This window comes from Haloferax sulfurifontis ATCC BAA-897, assembly GCF_000337835.1.
Taxonomy (GTDB): domain Archaea; phylum Halobacteriota; class Halobacteria; order Halobacteriales; family Haloferacaceae; genus Haloferax; species Haloferax denitrificans.
This window is the reverse complement of the sequence record NZ_AOLM01000026.1, coordinates 39,599-60,961: the sequence shown is the minus strand read 5'-3', so window position 1 is coordinate 60,961 and position 21,363 is coordinate 39,599. Positions and strand designations below refer to the sequence as shown.

Below are 21,363 nucleotides of genomic sequence, written 5' to 3'. Positions count from 1 at the left end.
CGAGAGCCCGCTGTAGGCCGCGCGCTCGTACCCCGCGGTGAGCGATTCGAGCGCGTCGGCGGGCGCGACGCCGGCGTCGACACAGCGGTCGCAGAACTCCCAGTGGGTCGCGGCGTCGTCCACCCCCGCGGCGGTCCCGAGCGACTCTCGGACGCCCGCGTAGGCGACGACCACCGCGTCGTTCGGCCGGCCGGCGTCGAGGGCCGCGGCCGCCGAGTCCAACGCCGTCGTCCCCGTCCCCGCCGGTTCCGGGTCGACCGTGTCGCCGGCGTCCGACGCGCCCGACTCGTCGGCGACCGCCGCCGTCACGGAGTCGCCGGCGCCGTTCCGCCGGAGGAGGACGGCGGCGACGAGACCGACCACCGCGGTCCCGACGACGACCCACGCGAGGTCGAACGGGTCGAACGGGAGCCCGCCGGACGCGCCGCTTCCGCCGGCGGCGGCACCGTCCGAGAGCCGGACGCTCGCCGTCGCGGCGGACGACCCGAGGTTCGTCCCCGCGCCGTCGAACGCGGCCGAGACGGTCGCGTTCTCGGCGCTGGCGTCGCTCGGGAGGTCGAACGTCGCCCGGTACGCGCCCGACTGGTCGGTCGTCGCCGACGCGACCGCGCGCCCGCCGACGCTGACGGCGACGGTCTGGTCGCGCACGGCCTCGCCCTCGTCGGTTTCGAGTCGGCCGTCGACGACGACCGTCTCGTTCCCGGTCTCCCGGGCGCTCGCGTCGAGCGTCGTCCCCTCGGTTTCGAGCGGGACCGACGCCGTCGCGGGGGCGAACGTGACCGCCCTGTCGTCGCCGTCGGGCACGACGCGAATCGAAGCCGCTCCCGTCGCGGTCGCGGGGACGGTCGCCGAGATGGTCGACCGGCCGCTCGCGTCCGTCGCCGCCGCGGTCGCCGACGACCCGGCGAAGGTCGCCGAAAGCGGGTAGTCAGCCACCGGCGTCCCGTTCGCACGAACCGCGGCGCGAACCGAGACGGCGTCGGCGTAGCCGTAGGGCGACGCGGACGGCCCGGACAGGTCCGCGGTCGCGTTCACCTGCGAGACGGCGACGGGGACGACCCGCTCTGTCGCCTGATACATCGACGCGTCGTTCGGGAGATACCGGACGACGAGCGCCGAGGTGTCGGCCGGAATCCGCGTCGGTCGGTAGGTCAGTTCGAACGAGCCGTCGGGGTCGACCGCCGACCGGACCGTCTGCCCACCGACCGCGAAGCGGGCGGTCGTCGCCGCGACCGGCGTGCCGTTGTCGGCGACGAGCGACCCCGAGACGACGAGCGGGTCGGTAAAGGAGATGTTCCGGTCGTAGTCGTCGACGCTGAGGCGTGTGGCGACGAACTCGCGGGAGACGATTTCGTCGCGCCGCTCGGAGATGTTCGCCTGCACCGCCCCGATTCGGGCGCTGGACTCCGTCAGGTCGCCGTCGGTCCGGTTCGAAATCGTCTCGAACGCGTCCGTGAGCCGGGCGGACTGCGTCTCGCCGTCCTCGGCAAGGCGCGTCAGCTCGCGGGCGAGTTCGCGGGCGCGCTCGTCGTCGCCCGCCTGCCTCGCCGCCTCGTACTCGCGGCGGGTCTCGCGGAACTCGCTGACGGTGTCGACGTACGCCCGCTGGGTCTCGCCGACGGTCCGGTACTCCTCGCCCGTGCGGTCGTCTCCGGTCTCGCCTTCCACGTCAACGTACTTGGCGAGCGAGTCGTCGTAGTCGTCGCCGAGCGCCGCCCTCGCGGCGGCGTATTCGCCCTGACTGAGTCGCAGGGCGCTCGCGCCGATGTCGCCGTTGAGTTCGCCCGAGAGGTACGAAAGCAGGCGGTCGAGCTCGTTCTCGTCGTCGACCTCGTCGGGGTTCTCGTGGAGGACGCCGGTGCTGTTGTTCGTCTCGTTCGCGGTCTGTCGCGGCGGTCCCGCGGCCGACCCGAGCGCCGAAGCGCGGCCCGGGTCGGCACCGACCGGCGCTGACGTCGTCGCGGCCGGGCCGTCTCCGGGCGGGGCGGACCACGCCCCCGTCCCCGCGGAAACGACCGTCACCGGCGCTGTCGAGACGAGACAGGCGACGACGAACATCGTCCAAAGCAACCGCGCCCGGCGGCCCGATTCTCCACGCACTACCCGTAGCCAGACGGGGGGACCTAATGGGTTTTGGCATTCGGCCGACGCTCCGCGGACGGGCGAGTCGCGCGATTCGGGGGGCTGAGCCGGGTTAACAACCGGTTTAACGGCCGATTGAATCCCGAGTTCGCCCCGGGTCGTCCGGGGCGCACTCGCAGGCGCCGCCCGCGCCCAACACAAACATTCAACTTGGCCGGCACGAATCGAATCCACGATGCTTCCGACCCGCCGGTGGGCCGCGCTCGCAGGCGTCGCCTGCTCTCTCGCCGTTTACGCGGTCGTCCTCGACGAGCCGACGCCGCTCGTCGCCGCCTGCGGCCTCGCCGCGTGGCTCGTCGTCGCGCAGGTCGACGCCGTCGAGGCGATGCGCGCTGTCGACCGCGACCTTTCTGCGACCGTCTCGGTCGAGCCCACGTCGGTGTTCGTCGGCGACCGCGCCGCGGTGACGCTGACGGCGTCGCTGTCCGAGGCCGTCGACGCGCCCGTCGAGGTCGAACTCGTCGCGCCGCCGAGCGTGAACGCGCCGGAGCGGTCCCGCCGGACGGTCGCGTTCGACCCCGGCGAGACCGAGGGGTCGGTCACGTGCAGTGTCGAGTTCCCCGTCGCCGGGCGAATCGCGTTCGACGAGGCCGCCGTCGACATCGAGGGCCGCGCCGGTTTCTTCACCGAGACGGTGACGCTCGACCTCGACGCCCGCTGTCTGGTCGAACCGCCGGCCCCCGACGGCATCCACGTCGGCCGCGGCGGCGAACTGGTCGGCGCGACCTTCGGCGACCACGCCAGCGACCAGACCGGCCCGGGGCACGTCCCCCACGAGACCCGGCAGTACCTCCCCGGCGACACGCTCTCGCAGGTCGACTGGAAGACCACCGCGCGGATGAACCACCCGTACATCCGCGAGTTCGAATCTGAGTCCGACTACCTGCTGTCGCTCGTGGTCGACTGCGGGTCGCACATGAACCGCGGGCCGACCGGGCGGACGATGCTGTCGTACGCCCGCGAGGTCGCGCTCGGCCTCGTCGACGCCGCGGAGTCCCACTCCGACCCCATTTCGGCGCAGTTCGTCGGGGACGACGCGACGACGTGGGAGTTCGGCCCCTCCTCGTCGTCGAACGCCTACCAGACGGTTCGGCGGCGACTGCTCGCGATAGCGCCGACGACCAGCCCGCGCCGCCCGGTCGGCGCGTCCCGCCCGGTCGCGCCGGAAGACGCCCGCAAGCGGAGCCGCCGCCTCGACGGCGACGACTCGGCGTTCGCGGCGACGCTCCGCCCGTACCTCAAAGACGGCGAGAGCTACGTCTCGCGGGTCAGCGACCGGCCGCTTTTCGACGCGGTGAAGTCCGCGTGCTCGCGGTCGGACCGACAGGACCACCTCGTGCTCATCACCGACGACTCGGCGAAAGTCGAGACGTACGAGGCGGTCGTCGTCGCGTCGAAACGAAGCTCCCAGACGAGCGTCTTCCTCACGCCGACGACGTTCTTCGACGACGCGGCCGAGGGCGAGACCGTCGATGCGAACGGGGCGAACGGAGCGGGCGACGCGGCCGGGTTCGTCGCCTTCGAGGAGTTCAGAAAGCGCCTCGAACGCCTGCCGAACGTCACCGCCTACGAGGTCGCCCCGAAGAGCGCGATGAGACTGGCGACGGGGTGGGCCACCGCCGCGGAGTGATACCGATGGAGACACCTGTGAACCAGAGCGAACGGACGATTCGAACCGTGTTGGACGCGAACGAGCTCACCCCGATGGACGCGGCGGGCGTCCTCTGTTTCACCCTCGCGGTGGGCCTGACAGACGGGCTGTGGGGGGTCGCCGCGGGCGTCCTCGTCCTCGTCGCGGCGGCGAGCGAGGGACCGCTCGCGTTCGTCGTCGCTCAACTGACCGCCGTCTCGCTGTTCGGAGACGCGGGCCTCGTCGCGCTCGGAGCCACGCAACTGGCCGCGTTCCCGCTCCTCGCGAGCGCCGCGTACGAGCGGCCGCCGGACCGCGCTCGACTCGCTCGGCTGGCGGCGGGTTACGTCGTCGCCCTCGGGGTCACGTGGGCGCTCTGGACGACGCTCCGGTGGGCGTGGCAGGCCGCGCTGGTCGCCGCCGTCCTCGCCGCGGCGGTCGCCTACGGACTCCACCGCTACGAGCGCGTCGCGCTCGGCCTCGTCGACGCGACGGAGGCGGAGCGATGAGCGCGGACGACGCGCGCGACCGGGAGTCGGCGTTGGCGAACGGGGACGCCCGCGCCGTCGTGTCGGCCGCCACCGGCGACGACGGCGAGGGCCGACCGAGCACCGACGAGGCGGACCACGCCCGCGGCGAACTCGCCACCCTCCGACGCGAGAACGCCCGGCTCAGACAGCGCTACGAGGCGCTCCGAACGGGCCGGTATCGACAGACCGCCGTCGCGCTGGCCGGACTCGGCGTCGCCGGCCTCATCGGCGGCGCGCTGTTTCCGCCCGTCCGGGAGACGCTCGTCGTCCTCGGCGCTATCGGGCTGTTCGCCGCCGCGGTGACGCGGTATCTCACCCCCGAGCGATTCATCCCCGTCAGTGTCGGGTCGTCCGTGTTCGGCGCGCACGCGCGCAACCACGCCGCCGTCGTCGACGAGCTCGGCCTGCAGGACGCGGCCGTCTACGTCCCCGACGGGGCGCGCGACAGCGTTCGCCTGTTCGTCCCGGAGCACCGCGACTACGCCCTTCCCGACGCCGAGGCGCTCCGCGACACCTTCGTCGTCACCGACGACGAACTGACCCGCGGCGTCGCGTTCGACCCGAGCGGCGGCGGCCTGTTCGACGAGTTCGCACGGAGCCTCGACGGCCCGCTCGGCGACGACCCCGGGACGCTGGCGCGACAGGCGACCGACGCCCTCGTGGAACTGTTCGAACTCGTCGAGACCGCGACCGCCGAGACGGACGCCGCGGACGGTCGCCTGACGGTTCGCGTCGAAAACTGCCGGTTCGCCTCGGCCGAGACGTTCGACACGCCGGTCGCGTCGTTCGTCGCCGTGGTCGTCGCCCGCGGCCTCGACGCGCCGGTCGTCGCCGAGGTCGCCGCCGGCGAGGAGACGGACTTCGCCGTCACCTGCCGGTGGGAGGTCGAAGACGACGGGGAACACGAATCGTCAGCCGACGCGGCGTCGGAGAGTGAAAGTGAGCCCGAAGAAGCAGAAGCAGAAGCCGACGAGCGACGATAGGTCGCCGGCGCGCCCTCAGTCGTCGTCGCCCGCGACCGAGGAGGTCGTCGACTCGCCGAGGCCGACTTCGGGCGTCGGCACGGTGTCGACGACCTCTTCGACGACGTCTCTGGGGTCGCGCCCGCTGATGTCCGCCTCGGTCCCGAGGACGAGGCGGTGCGACATGATGATCGGAGCCAGTCGCTTCACGTCGTCCGGAATCACGTAGTCGCGGCCGCGAATCGCCGCGGCGGCCTTCCCGGCCCGCAGGAAGGCCAGCGAGGCGCGGGGCGACGCGCCGAAATCGACCGCGGCGTGCGTCCGGGTCGCGCCGACGAGGTCGAGGATGTAGTCGAACACCTTGTCGTCGACGTGGACGCTCGTGACGACCTGTCGGGCCTCCCCGATGTCGGCGTCGTCGATGACGTTCGAGATGTCCGAGGGCTTGAGCGACGGCGAGCGGTCGAACCGTTCGAGAATCTCCCGCTCGTCTGCCCGGTCGGGGATGTCGACGACGACCTTGAACTGGAAGCGGTCGCGCTGGGCCTCCGGGAGGTTGAACGTCCCCTCGTACTCGATGGGGTTCTGCGTTGCGACGACCATGAACGGGTAGGGGAGCTTGAGCGTCTCGCCTTCGATCGTCACCTGCCCCTCTTCCATCGCTTCGAGGAGCGCCGACTGCGTCTTCGGCGTCGCGCGGTTAATCTCGTCGGCGAGGACGACGTTCGAGAACACCGGCCCCCGCTGGAGGTCGAACTCGCCGAGGTTCTCGCGGTAGATGTGGGTGCCCGTGATGTCGGCCGGCAACACGTCGGGCGTCATCTGAATCCGCTGGTAGTCGAGGTTCGCGGCGTGTGCGAACAGGTTGGCGATAGTCGTCTTAGCCACGCCCGGAACCCCTTCGAGGAGGACGTGCCCGTTTGTCAGCAACGCGATAGTGAGCGCCTCTATCGCGTCTTCGTTCCCGACGAGGAGTTGCGACGTCTCGTCCAGGATGGCCTCGTAGACCTCTTCGGGAGCACTCATATGGCAACAGTCGGGACGGCGACCACATATAACTGCGGTCTCGGCGAGCCCGCGAGACGGACGGCGGGCCGACCGCGTCCCCGAGCGCCTCGACGGCCTACGAGAACCGTCCCCGCCGGGCGACGAGCGCGACCGCGCCGACGACGAGGCCGCCGAACAGGAGTTGCAATCCGGCCGAGCCCCGGAGCGCCCGAAGCGCGACCTGCAGGGGCGGGCGCTCCTCGGCGTGCGAGAAGTCCAACACGACGGTCTGTCGGTCGGCCGCGAGCGCCGCCGCGAACGCCCGGTTGTCCGGGCGGTCGAGCATCGCGTTGATGAACACGCTCGGGTCGCTCACGACGACCACGTCGCCCGCGCCGAGGCGCTCTGCCGTCACGACGGGGTAGGACTGAAGCGTCTCGGCGTCGTCCAGTTCGCCGTCGTCGTCGCGGTCGAGATACGAGAAGTTCGACGAGCGGACGAGGACAGTGCTCTCGTTCGACGTCACCGTCGCCGGGTGGTTCAAGGTGAGTTGCGTCACGTTTCGGGTGAGCGGGTCCGCGGCGACGCGCGTGGCGACCGGGAGCGCGCCGGCGCGGTACTGGTGGCGGTCGTCGCGGAGCGGCGTCCGGTCGATGCGCGCCGACGCGCCCAGTCGGGCGAGCAGGTCGTTGCCGTGCGGCCTGAAGTCGTCGGCGACGACGACGGTCCCCCCGGCGCGGACGAACGACTCGACGCGGGCGGCCTCGGCGTCGGTGTAGCCCCGCTCCGGGGAGATGACGAACGCGACGGTTCCCGCCGGCTCGACCTCGTCGTACTCGGTGGTGTTGTAGACGACCTGCGTCTCGGCACCCGCGTCCGAGGCGACCCCGCGAATGCCCGAGCCGCCGTCCCACGCGGCGTTGAACGCGCCGTAGGTGGACGACGAGGTGCCCGCGCCGACGCCGACGCCGACGAGCATCGCGACGAGGAGCGCCGCCGCCAACAGGTGCGGATAGCCGACCTCGCGGGAGCCGAGGCGCACTCAGAACACCCCCGGCGGGAGGATGTCGAGGATGCGTCTGACCACGATGTAGCCGAAGGCGACGAGGCCGCCGCCGATGAGCCACAGGAGCCGCCGCCGCCACGCGGGCGTCACCGCGACCGGCGCGGTGAGTTCGACGACGACGAGAAAGCCGATGAGGGACACGACGAACACCAGCTCGTAGGACAGCGCGTCGAGGAGGACCAAGACGAGCGTCGCGCCGAGCATCCAGGCGAGCTGGGCGCGGATGAACCGCTCGCGTCGTGCCGTTGCCATGTACGGTCGTGGACGGGGCGGGATAACTAAACTATCGCTTGCGGGGGTCGGGAACCCCCCGGACGCCACGCCGCGACTACAGGTGGTCGAGCGGTCGGATGCCGGCTATCTGTCGGCTGACCGCGAGCGACGAGACGAGGCTCATCACGAACGCGATGGCGAAGCCGCCGGCGAGGACCGTCTCCGGGAGGACGACCACGTCGCCGAACCCGACGAGCAGTTGGGCCAGTCGGTTCAGACCGCGCGCGGCCGGGAACGACAGCGCCACCCCGAGCAGGCCGCCGAGCGTCCCGAGAACGAGCGACTGCACGACGAGCGTCAGCGACAGCGTCGACGACGACGTGCCGAGCGCCTTCAGCGCGGCGAGCTCCCGCGTTTGGTGGTAGACGTGCGACAGCAGGACGTTCACGCTGAGCGCCAGCCCCGCCAGTAGCGCGAGGAAGACGAGGCTCCCGCCGGCGGCCATGATGACCGCCTGGTCGCGCAGAATCTCCGTGAGCTGTTCCTGGTTCGTCCGCACGTCGTAGTCCGGATAGTCCGCTTGGATGTCGGCCGCGACCGCCTCGGGGTCGGCCCCGTCGGCGACGGTGAGCGTCATGAGCGTGGCCGTGTCCGCGCCGGTCGTGCCCGTCACCTCCTGAAGTTCGCTCAGGTGGACCACGACGCTCGGCGTGCCGAGGAACCGCGAGAACGTCGGCGAGACGCCGACGACGGTGAACTCGTTTTCGCGGGCGATGCCCGTGGTGCCGCCGACGTACAGCGAGTCGCCGACGGAGACGTTCATCATCTCGGCGGTCCGCTCGTCGATGACGACCTCGTGGGTCATCGGCCCGGAGTAGTCGCCGTCGGCGTAGTGGACGTCGGTCCGGTTGAACCCCGAGCCGTTCGTAATCTGGACCGACCCGCCGCGGGCGGGCGCGCCGACGCCGACGAGCGTCTCGTAGTCGGAGTCGTTGGACCTGACGTACACCGTCTGGAACGACATCGGCGTGACGAGTTTCACGTCCTCGCGGGCCTCCAGTTCGGCGTCTAACCCGTGGGCGTCGACGATGCTGTTTTCGAAGCCGCCGACGCCGGTCGGCGAGAACCGGACCGGGCCGCCGGTAATCCACACGTCGCGGCCCGCCGCGTCGAACTGCTGTTGGCCCGTCTGTATCACGCCGATTCCCGTCCCCGCAAGGAGCGTCGCCGCGAGGACCGCGAGCGTGATACCGAGGACGGTCAGGACCGTCCGCCCGCGGGCGTGAGAGAGCTGTGAGACCGCGATTCCCGCCGACGCGCGGACGCGGGAGAGCCGCGGGAACCGCGACGACGCCGGAAGTGTGCTCGCGTCCGACCCCCGGTTCGGGTCGGCGTCCTCAGTCATGCGACATCGCCTCCAGAGTGGGCGTCCGCCAGGTGAGCCACGCCGGATAGACGGAGGAGACGAGGCCGATGAGCGCCGCGACCGCGACGCTGTAGCCGACGAGCACCGGGTCGAACAGCGCGACTTGCACCCCGAGTAGCTCCCGCGTAATCGCGTTCGTCAGGTGGATACCGCCGATGCCCGCCACGACGCCGACGACGCCGCCGACGGTGGCGACGACGACCGTCTCGGCGACGACGAGCAACATCTGCGAGCTCGTCCGGTAGCCCATCGCCGAGAGCACGGCGAGGTTCCGGCGGTCGGCGTTGACTTCGAGGCCCATCATCGTGGCGACGAACAGCACGCCGACGAGGACGGCGACGACGAGCGAGACGGCGGCCATCGCGAGCGGGAGACTGGAGGTCGACGCGCCGCGGACGGCGAGGCCGGTCTGCGTGACGACCGAGGTCCGCGGGTAGAGCGCCTCGATGTCGGACCGCACGCCCGGCGAGTCGGTGCTGACGAGCAGTTGGTCCGCGAGGTCGCCGTCGGTCGAGCCGGTCATCGTCTGCAGTTCCGAGAGGTGGACGAGCGCGACCGGGACGGGCCCGACGCCCGACGACAGCGACCCCTCGCGGACGTCGACGACGGTGAACGCGGCCCGCGAGCCGCCGACGCTCGCGGTCACCTCGTCGCCGGGCGAGACGCCGAGCAGTTCCGCGGCGGCGTCGTTGAGCACGAGTTCGCCGGTCCGCGGGCCGTCGTAGCTCCCGTTGGCGTAGTGGGGGTCCCCCGGCGTGAGCGACGCCGTCGAGACGCCGACGACCGACGTGGGTTTCTCGGGCGGGATGATGCCCGCCGCGAGGACGTACTCGTCGGTCGAGCCGCCTTCGGGCGCGAGCGTCACCAACTGCGTCTGGACCGGCGTGGCGTAGTCCACCCGCTCGTCGCGTGAGAGCCGGTCGGTAATCGCGTGGGTGTCGCCGAGTTGCGGACTGCCGACCGAGACGGCGACCGACGAGGCCGTGCTGGCCTCGGGGACGACCCAGTAGTCGACGCCCTCGCTCTGGATGGCGTTTTCCGCGCCGAGGCCGAGGGCGATGCCGCTGACGGTCGTCATGAGCGTCACGGCGAGGGCGACGCCGAGGACGCTCAACAACACCTGCTTCGAGGAGGTGGTTCGCAGGCGGCCGAGGACGCGCCGCCCCGCGAGGCCGACGACGCCGAACAGTCGGTGTCGCCTAGCCATCGCTCACCACGTGGCCGTCGCGGAGGCGGACGACGCGGTCGGCCCGCTCGATGACGTGTTCGTCGTGCGTGGCGACGACGACCGCCCGCTCCGTGGCGGTCTGTTCGATGTAGTCGAGGACGCGTTGGCCCGTCTCGGTGTCCAACTCGCCGGTCGGCTCGTCGGCGATGAGCACCGCGGGGTCGGAGACCAGCGCGCGGGCGATGGCGACGCGCTGTTGCTCGCCGCCGGAGAGTTCGCCCGGCTTGTGGCCGGCGCGGTCGCCGAGGCCCACCCGTTCGAGCAGTTCTTCGGCGCGGGCGCGTCGGTCGCGCTTCGACACGCCGCGTTCGATGAGCGGGAGCGCGACGTTGCCGCGGGCCGAAAGCGAGGGCAACAGGTGGAAGTGCTGGAAGACGATGCCGATGGTGTCCCGGCGGAGTTTCGTCCGCCCGCGGTTCGACAGCGACCGGACGTCGGTGCCCGCGATGCGGACGTCGCCGCGGGTGGGCGTGTCGAGCGCGGCGAGGAGGTGCAACAGCGTGGACTTGCCGCTCCCGCTCGGGCCGGCGATGGCGACGAACTCGCCCGTCGAGACCGAAATCGAGACGCCGTCGAGCGCGCGGACCGTCGGGGCGTCGGACCCGCGGGAGAAAAACGAGTCGGACCCGCGGGTGTACTCCCGAACGACCCGCTCGCAACGGAGAGTCGCCGCCGCGTCCGCCGCGTCGGGGGGACGGTGTTCGGAGACCGAATCAGACATACTGCCACGTGGTCCCCGGCGTGACATATACTTGGTGCGTGGCCGCCGCGGGGACGGGGCTAGGGTGACGCTGACCCACCCGACCCGACCCGACGAACGTCCAGAGTCGCGGGGATGCGTCGGCACGCGTCACCCCACGGTTGAATAGCCTCGGCACCGTCCGCCTCGGTAGTGTTCCCAATCGGCCACCTCGCCCTCGGATATCTCTCGGTTTCGCTCTTCCGAGTCGGCCGTCGACGCCCGCTTCCGACCGGGTGGACGCTGGCCGCCGCGCTCGTCGGCTCGCAGTTGCCAGACCTCATCGACAAACCGCTCGCGTACTACGGCGTCCTCGTCAGCGGCCGCTCGCTCGGCCACTCGCTTCTCGTGATGCTTCCGGTGCTCGTCGTCCTCGTCGGCGTCGGCCACCGGCTTGGCTACAGCGAGCACGCGACCGCCCTCGTCGTCGCGACGCTCTCGCACTACCTCGGCGACACCTACCGGGCGCTTCTCGCCGGCGACTGGGGTTCGATGCAGTTCCTCCTGTGGCCCCTGTTCCCGGCGACCGACTACGCCTCGGACTCGATTCCGCCGTGGGTCCGCGTCTTCGAATCGCTGGGCGACCCGCGGTACAACTTCCAGTACGCCCTCGCCGCCGTCGCGTTCGGGCTCTGGCTGGTCAACCGACTCGACCGTCGGCGAGCGCGAGCGGAGCGGTAGACAAGCAAAGAAAAAACGGTGGTAACGCGAGAGAAAAGAGCGTTAGCCGACGAGTCGCCGGCCGACCGCGAAGACGACGAGCGCGCCGAACAGGAGGTACGGCGCCGTGTTCGGAACTTCCGAAGACGTCGTCGTCTGGGCCGTCGCCGACGTGGACTCGTTGGGCGTCACGACGTTGTCGGTCGTCGTCTGGGCCGTCGCCGTCGACTCGGTGGAATCTCCCGTCTCGTCGGCGTCGGTCGTCGTATCCGTCGCGTCGGTCGTCGTCGACTCGGCGGTGTCGGTCGCCGCCGTCGACGTGTCGGTCGACTCCGAGGTGGTCGTCGTGGCGTCGCCCGTGCCGCCGCCGCCGCCAGCACCGCCGGAGCCGTCGTCGGGCGTGGACGTGTCGGTCGCCTGTTCGACCACCTCGACCGTCGAGGCGTCGCTCACGCCGATGAGCTCGTTCTCGCCGAGGGCCCGGTCGTCGCCGCGGACGACCGCGTACAGCGAGTAGTCACCGGCATCCACGTCGTCGGTGGAGACGGACGCCGAGTAGTGCGTGTCGTTGACCGCCGAGGCGTCGACGCGGACGTTCTCGGAGTCGTCCGCGAGGACGACCTGCACGGCCTCGACGGACTCGCCCGACGCGACCTCGTCGAGTTCGACGGTCACGTCGAGGTCGTCCGACTGCTCGACGCTCCCGGCGGCCTGCGTCGAGACCGCGTAGGCGCGAATCACGAGCGGCTCGCCGGCGTACACCTCTTCTGTCGACTGGTTGCCGACGACGACGGCGTACGTTCCGGGGTCGAGTCCGCCGGTACCGAACTCGCGGTCTGCGTCACCGGTCGCCGACGCGGACCGCCGGATTCGCTGTTCGGAGTCGAGAATCGTGATCGTGTAGTCGCTGTCGCTCGGCGCGTCCACGGAGACCGAAACGGTGTCGCCGGCGTCGGCGCGGCCGACTTGGGTGACGGTGAACTCGCCTTGCGAGGTCGAGACGGTTCTGTCGACGGTGTCGATGGAGCCGCCGATATCGATATCGTAGTCCCCGTTGGCCCCCACGGCCGGGGGCGCGACGGCCGCGAGGAGCATCGCGGCGACCACGAGAACGGGAATCGAGACGCGGGGTCGTAGCATCATCGTTCGTTTTGCTGACCGGTGGTAAAAGCTTGTAGGCAGTTCGTCGCGCCGTCCGCGGGCGGCGCTGGTCCGGTCGAAAAAAACGAAGGAGAGACGAACCGCGCGGTGCGGTCGTTGTCGTTAGTCGTTCCGGCGGACCGCGAGGAGCGCGGCCGCGAGGAGCGCGACCACGGCGAGCGCCGCGCCGAATCCGGGAACGGGGGAGTCGGTCGTGCCGCTCGCGGTCGTCGACGTTTCGTCGTCGAAGCCGGGCGTACTGGACGCCGTGGTGGTGCCGTCGTCCGGCGTCGTCGTTGTCGTCGTGTCGTCGTCGGTCGTCGTCGTGACGACCTGCCGCGACGTCACGGCGAAGTACGAGAAGCCGGGCGTGTCGGCCTCGATGACGACCGCGCCGTCACCGCTGTCGACGACGCGGGTTTCGAGGTCTTCCCACGAACCGGCGTCCTCGTTGAACCGCCGGACCACGAGGTCGGACGATTCGACGCCGAGTTCGTCGAGCCGGCTCTGTCTGACGGTGAACCGGAGGGTCGACTGGCGGTCGCGCGCGCTGTCGGGCACGTCGATGCGCACGTAGCTGACGGCCGTGCCGCCGGGCTGTCCCACGCTACCGGGGAGCCCCGAGCGTTCGCTGACGGTGATCTCACCGGTCGTCCGCTGACTGAACGTGATGCTCACCGCGGAGACGCCCTGCCCGCCGTCGAACTGCGCGTCGAAGCCGGGTGCCGAGAACAGCCGGTCGCTGTCCGTGGTGTCGTCGTGGGGGAGGCTGTTACCGCCGCCGCCGCCACCGCCGCCGCCGACGTTCGCCTCCTCGACGGTGATACTGCCAATCGTGACGCCGTCGACCCGCAGGTCGTACGTGCCGGCGTCGTCGATGGAGACGCTGTACGTCAGCGTGCCGGAGGAACCGGGACCGACGGTGACGCTCTCGGTGGCCAGCGTCGTGCGGCCGGCCGTGAGCGCCTTGGTGTACGTCCCCTCCGCGGTGCCGGTGTTGTTCACGCGCACCTTGACCGTGAACGTCTCGTCGGTGTCCACGGTCGTCTGCGAGATGGTGCTCGCGCCCGCGTCGATGCTGAACGCCGGGGCACGCGCCGAGACGGTGACCGTGTCGATGGTCGTGCCGTTGAACGCGTAGACGTAGTCGCCGGTTCCCGGCGGGGTGTCGGTGAAGGTGAACGTCCGCTGTGCGCCGGAGGCGAGCGAGGTCGAGACGTTCCCGACCGTCGTCCCGTTCCGGGTCACGTCGCCGGAGACGTTGCCGCTCGCGCCGCCGAGGTTACCGAGTTTGACCGTGACGGTCGTCTCCTCGCCTTCGAGGAGCGACGTCGGACTGGCCGACGAGTCGCCGAGCAGTTGGATGTCGGCGGTCGGCGAACTCACGTCGAGCGCGTTCGTCGCGGTCGTCCCGTTGACCGCGACCGTGTAGGTGCCCGCGTTCGTCGGCTTGATGACGAAGTTCACGGACTGGTTCTCACCGGTGGCGAGGGTCACGGACTTCGTGACGCCGAAGTCGGTGGTGCCCGCCTGACTGGTGCCGGTGACGCCGACGTCGGTCGAGCCCGACTCGTCGCCGAAGTTCTCGACCTCAGCGGTCACCTCGACTTTGTCGCCGGTCTGGGCGGTCGCCGGGTCGAGCGAAACGGACGTCACCGCGATGTCCGGCCCCTGATTGACCGAGAACGTCGTGTCGTTCGTGGTCGTGTCGCCGTTGTTGTTGGTGACGCGCACGCTGAGCTGGTGGTCGCCCGAGTCGATTTCGGACGAGTTGAGATCGAGCGTCGCGCCGGGGTTCGGGAACACCGTCGCGTCGTCGGTCACGTCCTCGCCGTCGAGCAGAATCGTCACCGCGGAGGCGTCGATGCCGCTCTCGGGGTCGGTGTAGTTCACTTCGACCGAGAAGTTAGCGTCGCTCCCGAAGGTGGCGTTCCGGGAACTGACCCGCGTGACGTTCGGTGCCGTCAGGTCGGGCGCGACGCTGAAGTTCACCGTCGAGGCGTTCTCGTTCCCACTGCGGTCGGCCGCCGAGACGGACACCGTGTGGTTGGTGCCCGGTTCGAGACCGGTCTTGTTGAACCAGACGTTCGAGAGGTCGTCGAGGTTCGCCTCGCTCGTGACGTCGGTCCCGTCGAAGGTGACGGTCACGGAGCTGAGGTTGACGCCGCTTTCGGCGTCGTCGACGCTCGCGGTCACGTTGACCGAGGTCGTCGTGTTCGAGAGCTCGTCGCCCTCGGCGGGGTTCGAAATCTCGACTGCCGGGTCGGTGTCGTCAGCGGCGATGCTGAAGTTCGTCGTGCTCTCGACGCTGTTACCGGCGTTGTCGGGCACGCGAACCGTCAGGTTGTGCGTCTCGTCGTCGTCCACGGGGACGGTCGTGTTGAACCCGGTCGCGTCGGGCGCGGCCGAGGCGCTGATGTCCTGTCCGTCGTACAGGACGGTGACGTTCTCCGCGTCGACGCCGGTGTCGTTCACCGCGTCGCTCGCTTCCTCGTAGGTCGCGTTGAGTTCCACCGTGTCGGTGCCGAACGGGAAGGTCGTGCCGTCGGTCGGGCCGAGCGCGGTGACCGTCGGCGCTTCGCGGTCGTCCTGCACGGTGAAGTTGACCTGTTCTGTCGCCGTGTTGGCGGTCAGGTTCGTGTCGGACGCCTCGATGGTGACGGTGTAGTCCGCCGGCGGGAGGCCGGGCGTGGTGTAGTTGACCGACTCGTTCGTGACCGTCGCGTTGTCGGTCACGTCTCTGAGCTGGCCGTCGCTTTCGACCGTCACCGACACCGAAGAGGTGTTGACGTCCACGTTGTCGGAGAGCGTCGCGTTCACCGAGACCGTGTTGTTGACCTCGGAGAACTCGACGCCCTCGGTCGGGTCGTCGTAGCTGATGGTCGGCGCTTCCGTGTCGTTTGTGACCGCGCCGTAGGTCGACAGACCGGTTCGGGTCGCGGTGTAGTAGTCACCGGACAGGCCGAACGGGTCGGTCTGGAGCGTCGTCGGGAGCACCCGCGTGCCGCCGCGCTCGATGTAGACGATGTTGAAGCCGTTGCCGGAGGTGTCGAGGTCGGCGCTGAAGCCGTAGGTGACGTCCTCGATTTGGTCCTCGGTGAGGCCGGCGTTGGCTTCGAGGTATCTCGTCGCCGCCGTGCCCTGCGAGAGGGCGTTCGGCGGGATGTTCGTGTCCGTCAGCGTGACGACGGTCTGCCCGGCGGGCAGGTCCGCGTCGTCGCTGGCGTTAATCCGAATGAACGTGTTACCGCTCGAGCTCACGAGCAGGAGCGTCGACTGCTCCGAGAAGTTGTTGCTCGTGACGGTCGCCGTACTGGAGTCGCTCGCCGTGTTGCCGGCGCGGTCGGTCCCCGTCACGTCGAGCGCGTACTCGCCGGACTCGTTCGTGGCGAGCTCGGCGGTCCACGTCGTCGAGTCGAGCCGCGTGAGGGCCAGCGACTCGACGTCGTCGTTCGGGTACGTGAGTTCCGCGTCGGGGGTGTCGGCGAGCGGTTCCGTGCTCGCCACGCTGACCGAGAGGTTACCGGACTCGGTCGTGTTGAGCGTCGCGGTGACGCCGGGGTCGGTCGTGTCGACCACGACGGGCTCGGACCGTTCCACGGTAACGTCGTTGTTACCGAGGTCGGTCGCGGTCGCCGTCAGCGTGTAGCTCCCGTCGGGGAGTTCCGAGGCCACGTCGAGCGTGTGGTTCCCCGTCTCGCCGTCCGGCGTTCTGTCGGGCGTCCGTTCGAACGTCGCCGTCACGCCCGAGTCGGACTCGAACGTGTACTCGACGGTGACGCTCTCCGAGGTGCTGTAGGTGACGTCGACGCTCCCGTTCGTGTAAACGGTGTCCGTCGTCCCGTCGACGGCCGACACGTCGTAGGTCGGCTCGTCGTTGTCCACGCAGACGGTGGCGTTGGCGACGCCGGTGTTCCCGCCGGCGTCCGTCCCCACGAGCGTGAGGTTGTAGGAACAGCTGGCGACGAGCGCGCCGTCGTCGTTCGTGCCGTCCCACTCGATTTCGAACGCGCCGGTCGAGCGGGCGAGCGAGGTCACGTCGCGCGTGTAGACCTCGTCTCCGTCGTTGTTACGGACGACGAACGCCGCGGATTCGAGGTTGTCGTCGGCGCTGTCGAGCGTGATGTCGACGGGGTTGTTCGCGCTCACGTCCTCGCGGTCCTCGTCGTAGTCGGGGTCGAGCGTGAGACTCGCGGTCGGCGCGGTCTCGTCGTACTCGAACTCGAACAGCCGCGAGGTGGCGTGGCCGGCCTCGTCGACGACGGTCAGTCTCGCGGTCGTCGGCCCCTCGGCGAGCGGGACGCCGAGTTCGGAGACGTTGATTTCGAGCGTCGAGTTGGTGTTCGTCGTCGCGCCCGAGAGGTCGACGGCCGTGCCGTCGACGACGAGCCTCGTCGCGCTGGCGTTGATCCCGGACTCCGAGTCGCCGTTGCGGTCGTCCGCGAAGGACGCCGAGACAGTGCTCGACGGCCCGGCGACGTCGGTCGGCGCGACGCTCGTGACGCGCGGCGAGGAGACGAAGTCGAAGGTGAACGTCCGGGTAATCGTGTTCCCGGCCGTGTCGGTCGCGTTGACCGTCAGCGTCGTCTGTCCCTCGTCGAGGTCGCCGGTCGGGACGGTCGCACTCCCGTTGGCGTCGAGCGAGAGCGGCTGTGGGCCGTTACCGAAGTTGTACGTCGCGCGCCTGATGTCCGACTCGTCGCTCACGCTGAGCGTGATGGGCGTCCCGAAGGGAACCGCGCCCTGTGCGGGTGCCGGAAGCCGGACGGTCGGCGGGAGCCGGTCGCGCCGCGTGACCGTCAGCGTCGAATCCGCTTCGACGTCGTTGACGGCGACGGTGAAGTTGCCGACGTCGTCGGAGCCGAGCGCGGTCGGCGCGAGGGCGGTCACGTTCCTCGTGACCGTGGAGTCGGGGCTCACGGCGACGGTTCGGGTGACGTTGTAGACCTCCGTGCCCGACTCGTCACCGGTCGTCGTGTACGTGAGCCGGACCAGGTCGGAGAGCCCGCCGATGTTCTCGACGGTCGCCGAGACGGTGTAGCGCTCGGTCGTGTTGATGCTCGTCGGCTCGACGGTGACGTCGGTCACGCTCGTATTCGCGGGCGCGATGACGCGGACGGTCCGCGAGACGAGCTCGTCGTCGTCGGTCGAGAGCTCGTCGATGGAGACGTTGTAGGTTCCGGGGTCGTCGAACGAGGTCGTGAAGCTCACCTCGGTCGACTCGCCGGGCTGGAGCGCGCCGGTGTCGGACGGCGACTGCGCCTCGCCGTCGATAGTGAGCGCCGCCTCGTAGCTCCCGTTGACCTCGCCGACGTTCTCGACGGTCGCGTTCGCGACCACGTCGGTCCCGGGAACGACCTGTTGGGGCTCGACGGTGAGGTTGCTGTACTCGAAGGTCGCCGGCTCGAACACGTCGAGCGCGAGCGTGGCGTCGGCGAACGCCTCGCCGTTCGTCACGTTCTTCGACGCGATGGCGTCGTACTCGCCGGCCGTCGGAACGGTGACGACCGCGACGCCGTTGGCGTCCGTCTGGACGGTCGTGTCGCCGACGGTGACCTCGGCGTTCTGGACGGCCGCGCCGGTGTCCTCGCGCGTGACGGTGAACTCGACGTCGTCGCCCGCGACGGGCGTGGTCGTGTTCGCCGTCAGGTTCAGCTGGACGCTCTCGGCGACCTGTAGCGGCGCGCGGTTCGTCACCGACTCGGTGCCCGACTGGTTCGTCGCCACGTGCATCACGACGTAGTCGCCGGGCGTGGCTCCGTCGGGGATGGGGACCTCGACGGTCGTCCGGTTGCCCGCGACCTTGGTCACGGCCGAACCGTAGACGGTCGCGCCGGGACTGACGACGCGGACGTCGTCGAACTGCGACGTGCTGTCGTTGAAGCGGTCGAAGATCGACATCGCCGTCTGGCTCCCGACGAACGACTGCGAACCGGGAGTGACGCCCATGACGTTCGCGTCCGCCGGCATCTGACTGGTGCCGTTGACCCGCGCGATTTCGGTTTCGAGGGAGATGCTCGACCGGTCGGTCGCGTTGATGGTCTGGTCGTAGTTCGAGAGGTCGGACTCGTTGAAGATTGCGACGGTGTGGCTGACCTCGGTCGCGTCGAGCGACGAGGCGTCAACGGTGACCGTCACGTTCTGGCCGTTGCCCGCGGGCGACGGCGCGCTCACCGACGACGACCCCTGCTGGACCGGCAGGGCGTCGACGCCGACGAACGTGACGTTGCCGTCGGTTTCGAGGTTGCCGTCGCCGTTGGCGTCCGAAAAGCCGTTCCCGTCGTCGACGGTGACGACCGCGAACATCCACATGCCGGACTCGTCGGGCGTGAACGCGAACGAGTTGTCGTCCGCCGCGCCCTGCGCCGAGCCGACGACCGAGGAGGTCACGCTGTCGTCGCTGGTGAGCGTCTCAGCGACGCCGGAGATGCTCCGGGGAATCGACGCGCCCTTCTCGAGTTTGGCCGCGACGAGTTGGACGTCCTGGTCCTCGATGGCGCGGGGAGCGCCGGCGTTCGAACCGGCGAACGTGAACGGGACCTCCTGTCCGACGTTGTACACGTACATCGGGTTCTTTCGGAGGGACTGTTCCGGCCCACCTACCCGTACGTACGTGTTGACCGACTGGACCTGATACGCCGCGGCCGAATCGAGCCGCGGGTCGGTGTCGTCAGGCCGGAGCGTCAGGAACGCGCCGTCCCAGACGCTGATGTTCTCCGACGCCTGTGTCAGTTGGTCGTCGTCGACCGTGTCGAGTTGGTTAGCGGGCGGTCCCCCCAGTTGTGCCTCACCTGTGGTGGTCCCGACGCTCGCAGACACTGGGCCTGCGATAACCGAGAAAACCACGATGAGAGTGAGTGCAAGACTCAACCCTTGTTGGGAGAGCCTGCGGTAACGACTCATGTCTCACTCAACAGATACGAACGCCATAATACTTTTGAATGGAAAACTTTCTGAAAAATCGATTCGTCGTCGCGGGCGGTCCTCACGCGGTCGAAATCGACGCCCCGTCGCGCGACCCCCCAGCGTGGCCACCGCGGTCACGAACCCAGAGATACTGTCAGTGACAATAACGGTGACATCGCCCGCTGTCGGCTGTCGCGCGGCACGAGACCCACTGCGAGCCGACGACGGACGACGTTCGAGCGGTCGCAGAGGTATAACGGACATATCAGTATCACACTGAACGGCAACGCCGTCTGACGCGTTCGCGAGCGCTCGAAGACACACGCGTCGGCGTAGACGACACGCGCGAACACGGGGCGCTCGCGTTGTGAATATGTTGATTGCGCGCGTCAGCGCAGACGCGCGTCGTCTCAGCCGCGTGTCAGTCGCCGTCGCGCGTTTGGGTAACGGTTATCATCGTGGTCGTTGGAGTTGTAGTCGAAGCTCGACAGAATCTCTCAAGAGGTGGTGGGGTGAGATACTGCTCAGAGTCGTCACGAACTGTGGGTTGTCAACGAATGGCCAACAAACGATACGAAGCAGGCGAAACCGTCCCGACGGACATCTGTTCGGCTCTCGGTGTCGAGGACGCGCTGACGTTCGCCGTACCGGTCGAGGTGTACCACGGCTACGGAAGCGCGAGGCACGTCTACCCGACAGAACAGATCGAACGCGTCTCCGACCTGTTCGTCATCGACGGCGAACCCGACGAGATGACCGCCGCGGACGGAGTCCGCCTCTACACGATTCCGCACGACGCCCTCCGCTGAGTTCGACGCCGCACCGACGGGGTGTACGCGAGCCGAACTGTCCGAAATCCGACCATCGACTTCCCGGCCCGCGACACGCCAACATGCAAGCGACCGGACTGGACAGCTGGCAGACTGCTCTCTCGGTGCCGCGACGGTTGACGCGTGGGTTCCCTTTCGGGGGATAGCCGCAGGTCTCGAATCGGTCACCCATCCCCGCCGGGGAGACGCGTTGCGAGCCTCGTTTCGAGACCGGCGGCCCGTCGGTCGGTTACGACGCGGTGACTCGGCGACGCACCGACTCGCGCCCGCCGAACGTATCAACCACACATATAGTTCCGTTGTTTGAGTAATAGTTATGGCGGTACTCGTTGGATATGTGGCTGAAACCTGAGCAGTTCTGTCCCCGGAGAGTGGGCGGGGAGAGACACTACTCAAGATAATGAACAATAGTGTGGGTTGTCAACGGATGGTCAAAGACAGATACGATGCAGGGGACGCGGTGCCGTCAACTATCTGTACAGTTTCCGACGAGGACGACGAGCTGACGTTCGGCTCGACAGTCGAGGTCGACGAGGGAGAGGTGGCGTTCGCCGTGCCGGTCGAGGTGTACCACGGCTACGGGAACGCGAAACACATCTACCCCATAAAGCGAGTCGACGCGGTTTCGGACCTGTTCGCGACGGAGAGTCAGTTCGAGGAGGTGTCGATAGCGGAGAACGTTCAGCTCTACACGATGCCGCACGAAGCGCTTCGGTGAGTGGGCTGGTCGCGGGGTGGAACGGACTGCTGACGGGGCCATCGGCCGCGAACGCACCGTCCAGCCCGTACACCGGTTCCTCGACGGAGAGACGGCGCGACGAGCGGTCGCGCCGCGTGTGACTCTCGTTGACGAGGCGCTGTCGGAGCGAAGGGTCTACTTACCTGACCGTACCCATCACGAGCA

General features: G+C 69.3%; 15 protein-coding genes. 6 read left to right on the top strand and 9 right to left on the bottom strand.

What is annotated here, in order from left to right:
- Window positions 1-2,058: hypothetical protein (locus C441_RS15625; protein WP_007275952.1), on the bottom strand; the 2,058-nt coding region annotated here is incomplete at its 3' end.
- Between the two features lie 259 nt (window positions 2,059-2,317).
- Here C441_RS15625 and C441_RS15620 point away from each other — a divergent pair.
- From C441_RS15620 to C441_RS15610, 3 genes are read left to right on the top strand one after another with little or no spacing between them, the layout of a single operon-like run.
- The gene (locus C441_RS15620) at window positions 2,318-3,772 is read left to right on the top strand and encodes a DUF58 domain-containing protein (RefSeq protein ID WP_007275951.1); all 1,455 of its coding nucleotides are present in this window, start codon (window positions 2,318-2,320) and stop codon (window positions 3,770-3,772) included.
- 17 nt (window positions 3,773-3,789) lie between these two features.
- The gene (locus tag C441_RS15615; RefSeq protein ID WP_007275950.1) at window positions 3,790-4,281 is read left to right on the top strand and encodes a hypothetical protein; all 492 of its coding nucleotides are present in this window, start codon (window positions 3,790-3,792) and stop codon (window positions 4,279-4,281) included.
- A complete protein-coding gene (locus tag C441_RS15610) occupies window positions 4,278-5,285 on the top strand; it encodes a hypothetical protein (protein WP_007275949.1) in 1,008 nt (335 codons plus the stop codon). The genes C441_RS15615 and C441_RS15610 overlap by 4 nt, the downstream gene beginning before the upstream one ends.
- Before the next feature lie 15 nt (window positions 5,286-5,300).
- On the opposite strand, the gene C441_RS15605 is transcribed toward C441_RS15610, so the two are convergent.
- The 6 genes from C441_RS15605 to C441_RS15580 all read right to left on the bottom strand — a co-directional run bounded on the left by C441_RS15605 (window position 5,301) and on the right by C441_RS15580 (window position 10,905).
- Window positions 5,301-6,290 (bottom strand): AAA family ATPase, encoded by a 990-nt coding sequence (locus C441_RS15605; protein WP_007275948.1) that lies wholly within the window; start codon window positions 6,288-6,290, stop codon window positions 5,301-5,303.
- A gap of 97 nt (window positions 6,291-6,387) precedes the next feature.
- Window positions 6,388-7,293, bottom strand: coding sequence for a DUF4350 domain-containing protein (locus C441_RS15600; RefSeq protein ID WP_007275947.1), 906 nt, complete (start codon window positions 7,291-7,293; stop codon window positions 6,388-6,390).
- Window positions 7,294-7,569, bottom strand: a complete 276-nt coding sequence (locus C441_RS15595) for a hypothetical protein (protein ID WP_004969163.1) — start codon at window positions 7,567-7,569, stop codon at window positions 7,294-7,296.
- Window positions 7,570-7,645: 76 nt separating this feature from the next.
- Window positions 7,646-8,935, bottom strand: coding sequence for an ABC transporter permease (locus C441_RS15590; RefSeq protein WP_007275946.1), 1,290 nt, complete (start codon window positions 8,933-8,935; stop codon window positions 7,646-7,648).
- Complete coding sequence (locus C441_RS15585) at window positions 8,928-10,163, bottom strand: FtsX-like permease family protein (RefSeq protein WP_007275945.1); 1,236 nt, start codon at window positions 10,161-10,163, stop codon at window positions 8,928-8,930. Before C441_RS15585 ends, C441_RS15590 begins: the two co-directional genes overlap by 8 nt.
- Complete coding sequence (locus tag C441_RS15580; RefSeq protein WP_007275944.1) at window positions 10,156-10,905, bottom strand: ABC transporter ATP-binding protein; 750 nt, start codon at window positions 10,903-10,905, stop codon at window positions 10,156-10,158. The genes C441_RS15585 and C441_RS15580 overlap by 8 nt, the downstream gene beginning before the upstream one ends.
- A 171-nt stretch (window positions 10,906-11,076) precedes the next feature.
- Here C441_RS15580 and C441_RS15575 point away from each other — a divergent pair, with 171 nt between their 5' ends.
- A complete protein-coding gene (locus C441_RS15575; RefSeq protein ID WP_007275943.1) occupies window positions 11,077-11,604 on the top strand; it encodes a metal-dependent hydrolase in 528 nt (175 codons plus the stop codon).
- A gap of 42 nt (window positions 11,605-11,646) precedes the next feature.
- Here C441_RS15575 and C441_RS15570 read toward each other — a convergent pair whose 3' ends face one another.
- Complete coding sequence (locus C441_RS15570) at window positions 11,647-12,726, bottom strand: hypothetical protein (RefSeq protein ID WP_007275942.1); 1,080 nt, start codon at window positions 12,724-12,726, stop codon at window positions 11,647-11,649.
- Between the two features lie 120 nt (window positions 12,727-12,846).
- Window positions 12,847-19,569, bottom strand: a complete 6,723-nt coding sequence (locus tag C441_RS15565; protein ID WP_049920631.1) for a PGF-pre-PGF domain-containing protein — start codon at window positions 19,567-19,569, stop codon at window positions 12,847-12,849.
- A 617-nt stretch (window positions 19,570-20,186) separates the two neighbouring features.
- Between C441_RS15565 and C441_RS20040 the strand changes: the two genes are divergently transcribed.
- On the top strand, window positions 20,187-20,438 hold the full coding sequence (locus C441_RS20040; protein ID WP_004969155.1) for a hypothetical protein: 252 nt from the start codon (window positions 20,187-20,189) through the stop codon (window positions 20,436-20,438).
- A gap of 448 nt (window positions 20,439-20,886) precedes the next feature.
- Window positions 20,887-21,177, top strand: coding sequence for a hypothetical protein (locus C441_RS15555; RefSeq protein WP_049920630.1), 291 nt, complete (start codon window positions 20,887-20,889; stop codon window positions 21,175-21,177).
- Window positions 21,178-21,363 lie beyond the last annotated feature (186 nt).

Excerpts from the sequence above, each read along its gene's own strand:
- C441_RS15620 (WP_007275951.1), top strand. The coding sequence starts at position 2,318 with ATGCTTCCGACCCGCCGGTGGGCCGCGCTCGCAGGCGTCGCCTGCTCT.
- C441_RS15610 (WP_007275949.1), top strand. The coding sequence starts at position 4,278 with ATGAGCGCGGACGACGCGCGCGACCGGGAGTCGGCGTTGGCGAACGGG.
- C441_RS15605 (WP_007275948.1), bottom strand. The coding sequence starts at position 6,290 with ATGAGTGCTCCCGAAGAGGTCTACGAGGCCATCCTGGACGAGACGTCG.
- C441_RS15595 (WP_004969163.1), bottom strand. The coding sequence starts at position 7,569 with ATGGCAACGGCACGACGCGAGCGGTTCATCCGCGCCCAGCTCGCCTGG.
- C441_RS15590 (WP_007275946.1), bottom strand. The coding sequence starts at position 8,935 with ATGACTGAGGACGCCGACCCGAACCGGGGGTCGGACGCGAGCACACTT.
- C441_RS15585 (WP_007275945.1), bottom strand. The coding sequence starts at position 10,163 with ATGGCTAGGCGACACCGACTGTTCGGCGTCGTCGGCCTCGCGGGGCGG.
- C441_RS15580 (WP_007275944.1), bottom strand. The coding sequence starts at position 10,905 with ATGTCTGATTCGGTCTCCGAACACCGTCCCCCCGACGCGGCGGACGCG.
- C441_RS15570 (WP_007275942.1), bottom strand. The coding sequence starts at position 12,726 with ATGATGCTACGACCCCGCGTCTCGATTCCCGTTCTCGTGGTCGCCGCG.
- C441_RS20040 (WP_004969155.1), top strand. The coding sequence starts at position 20,187 with ATGGCCAACAAACGATACGAAGCAGGCGAAACCGTCCCGACGGACATC.
- C441_RS15555 (WP_049920630.1), top strand. The coding sequence starts at position 20,887 with ATGGTCAAAGACAGATACGATGCAGGGGACGCGGTGCCGTCAACTATC.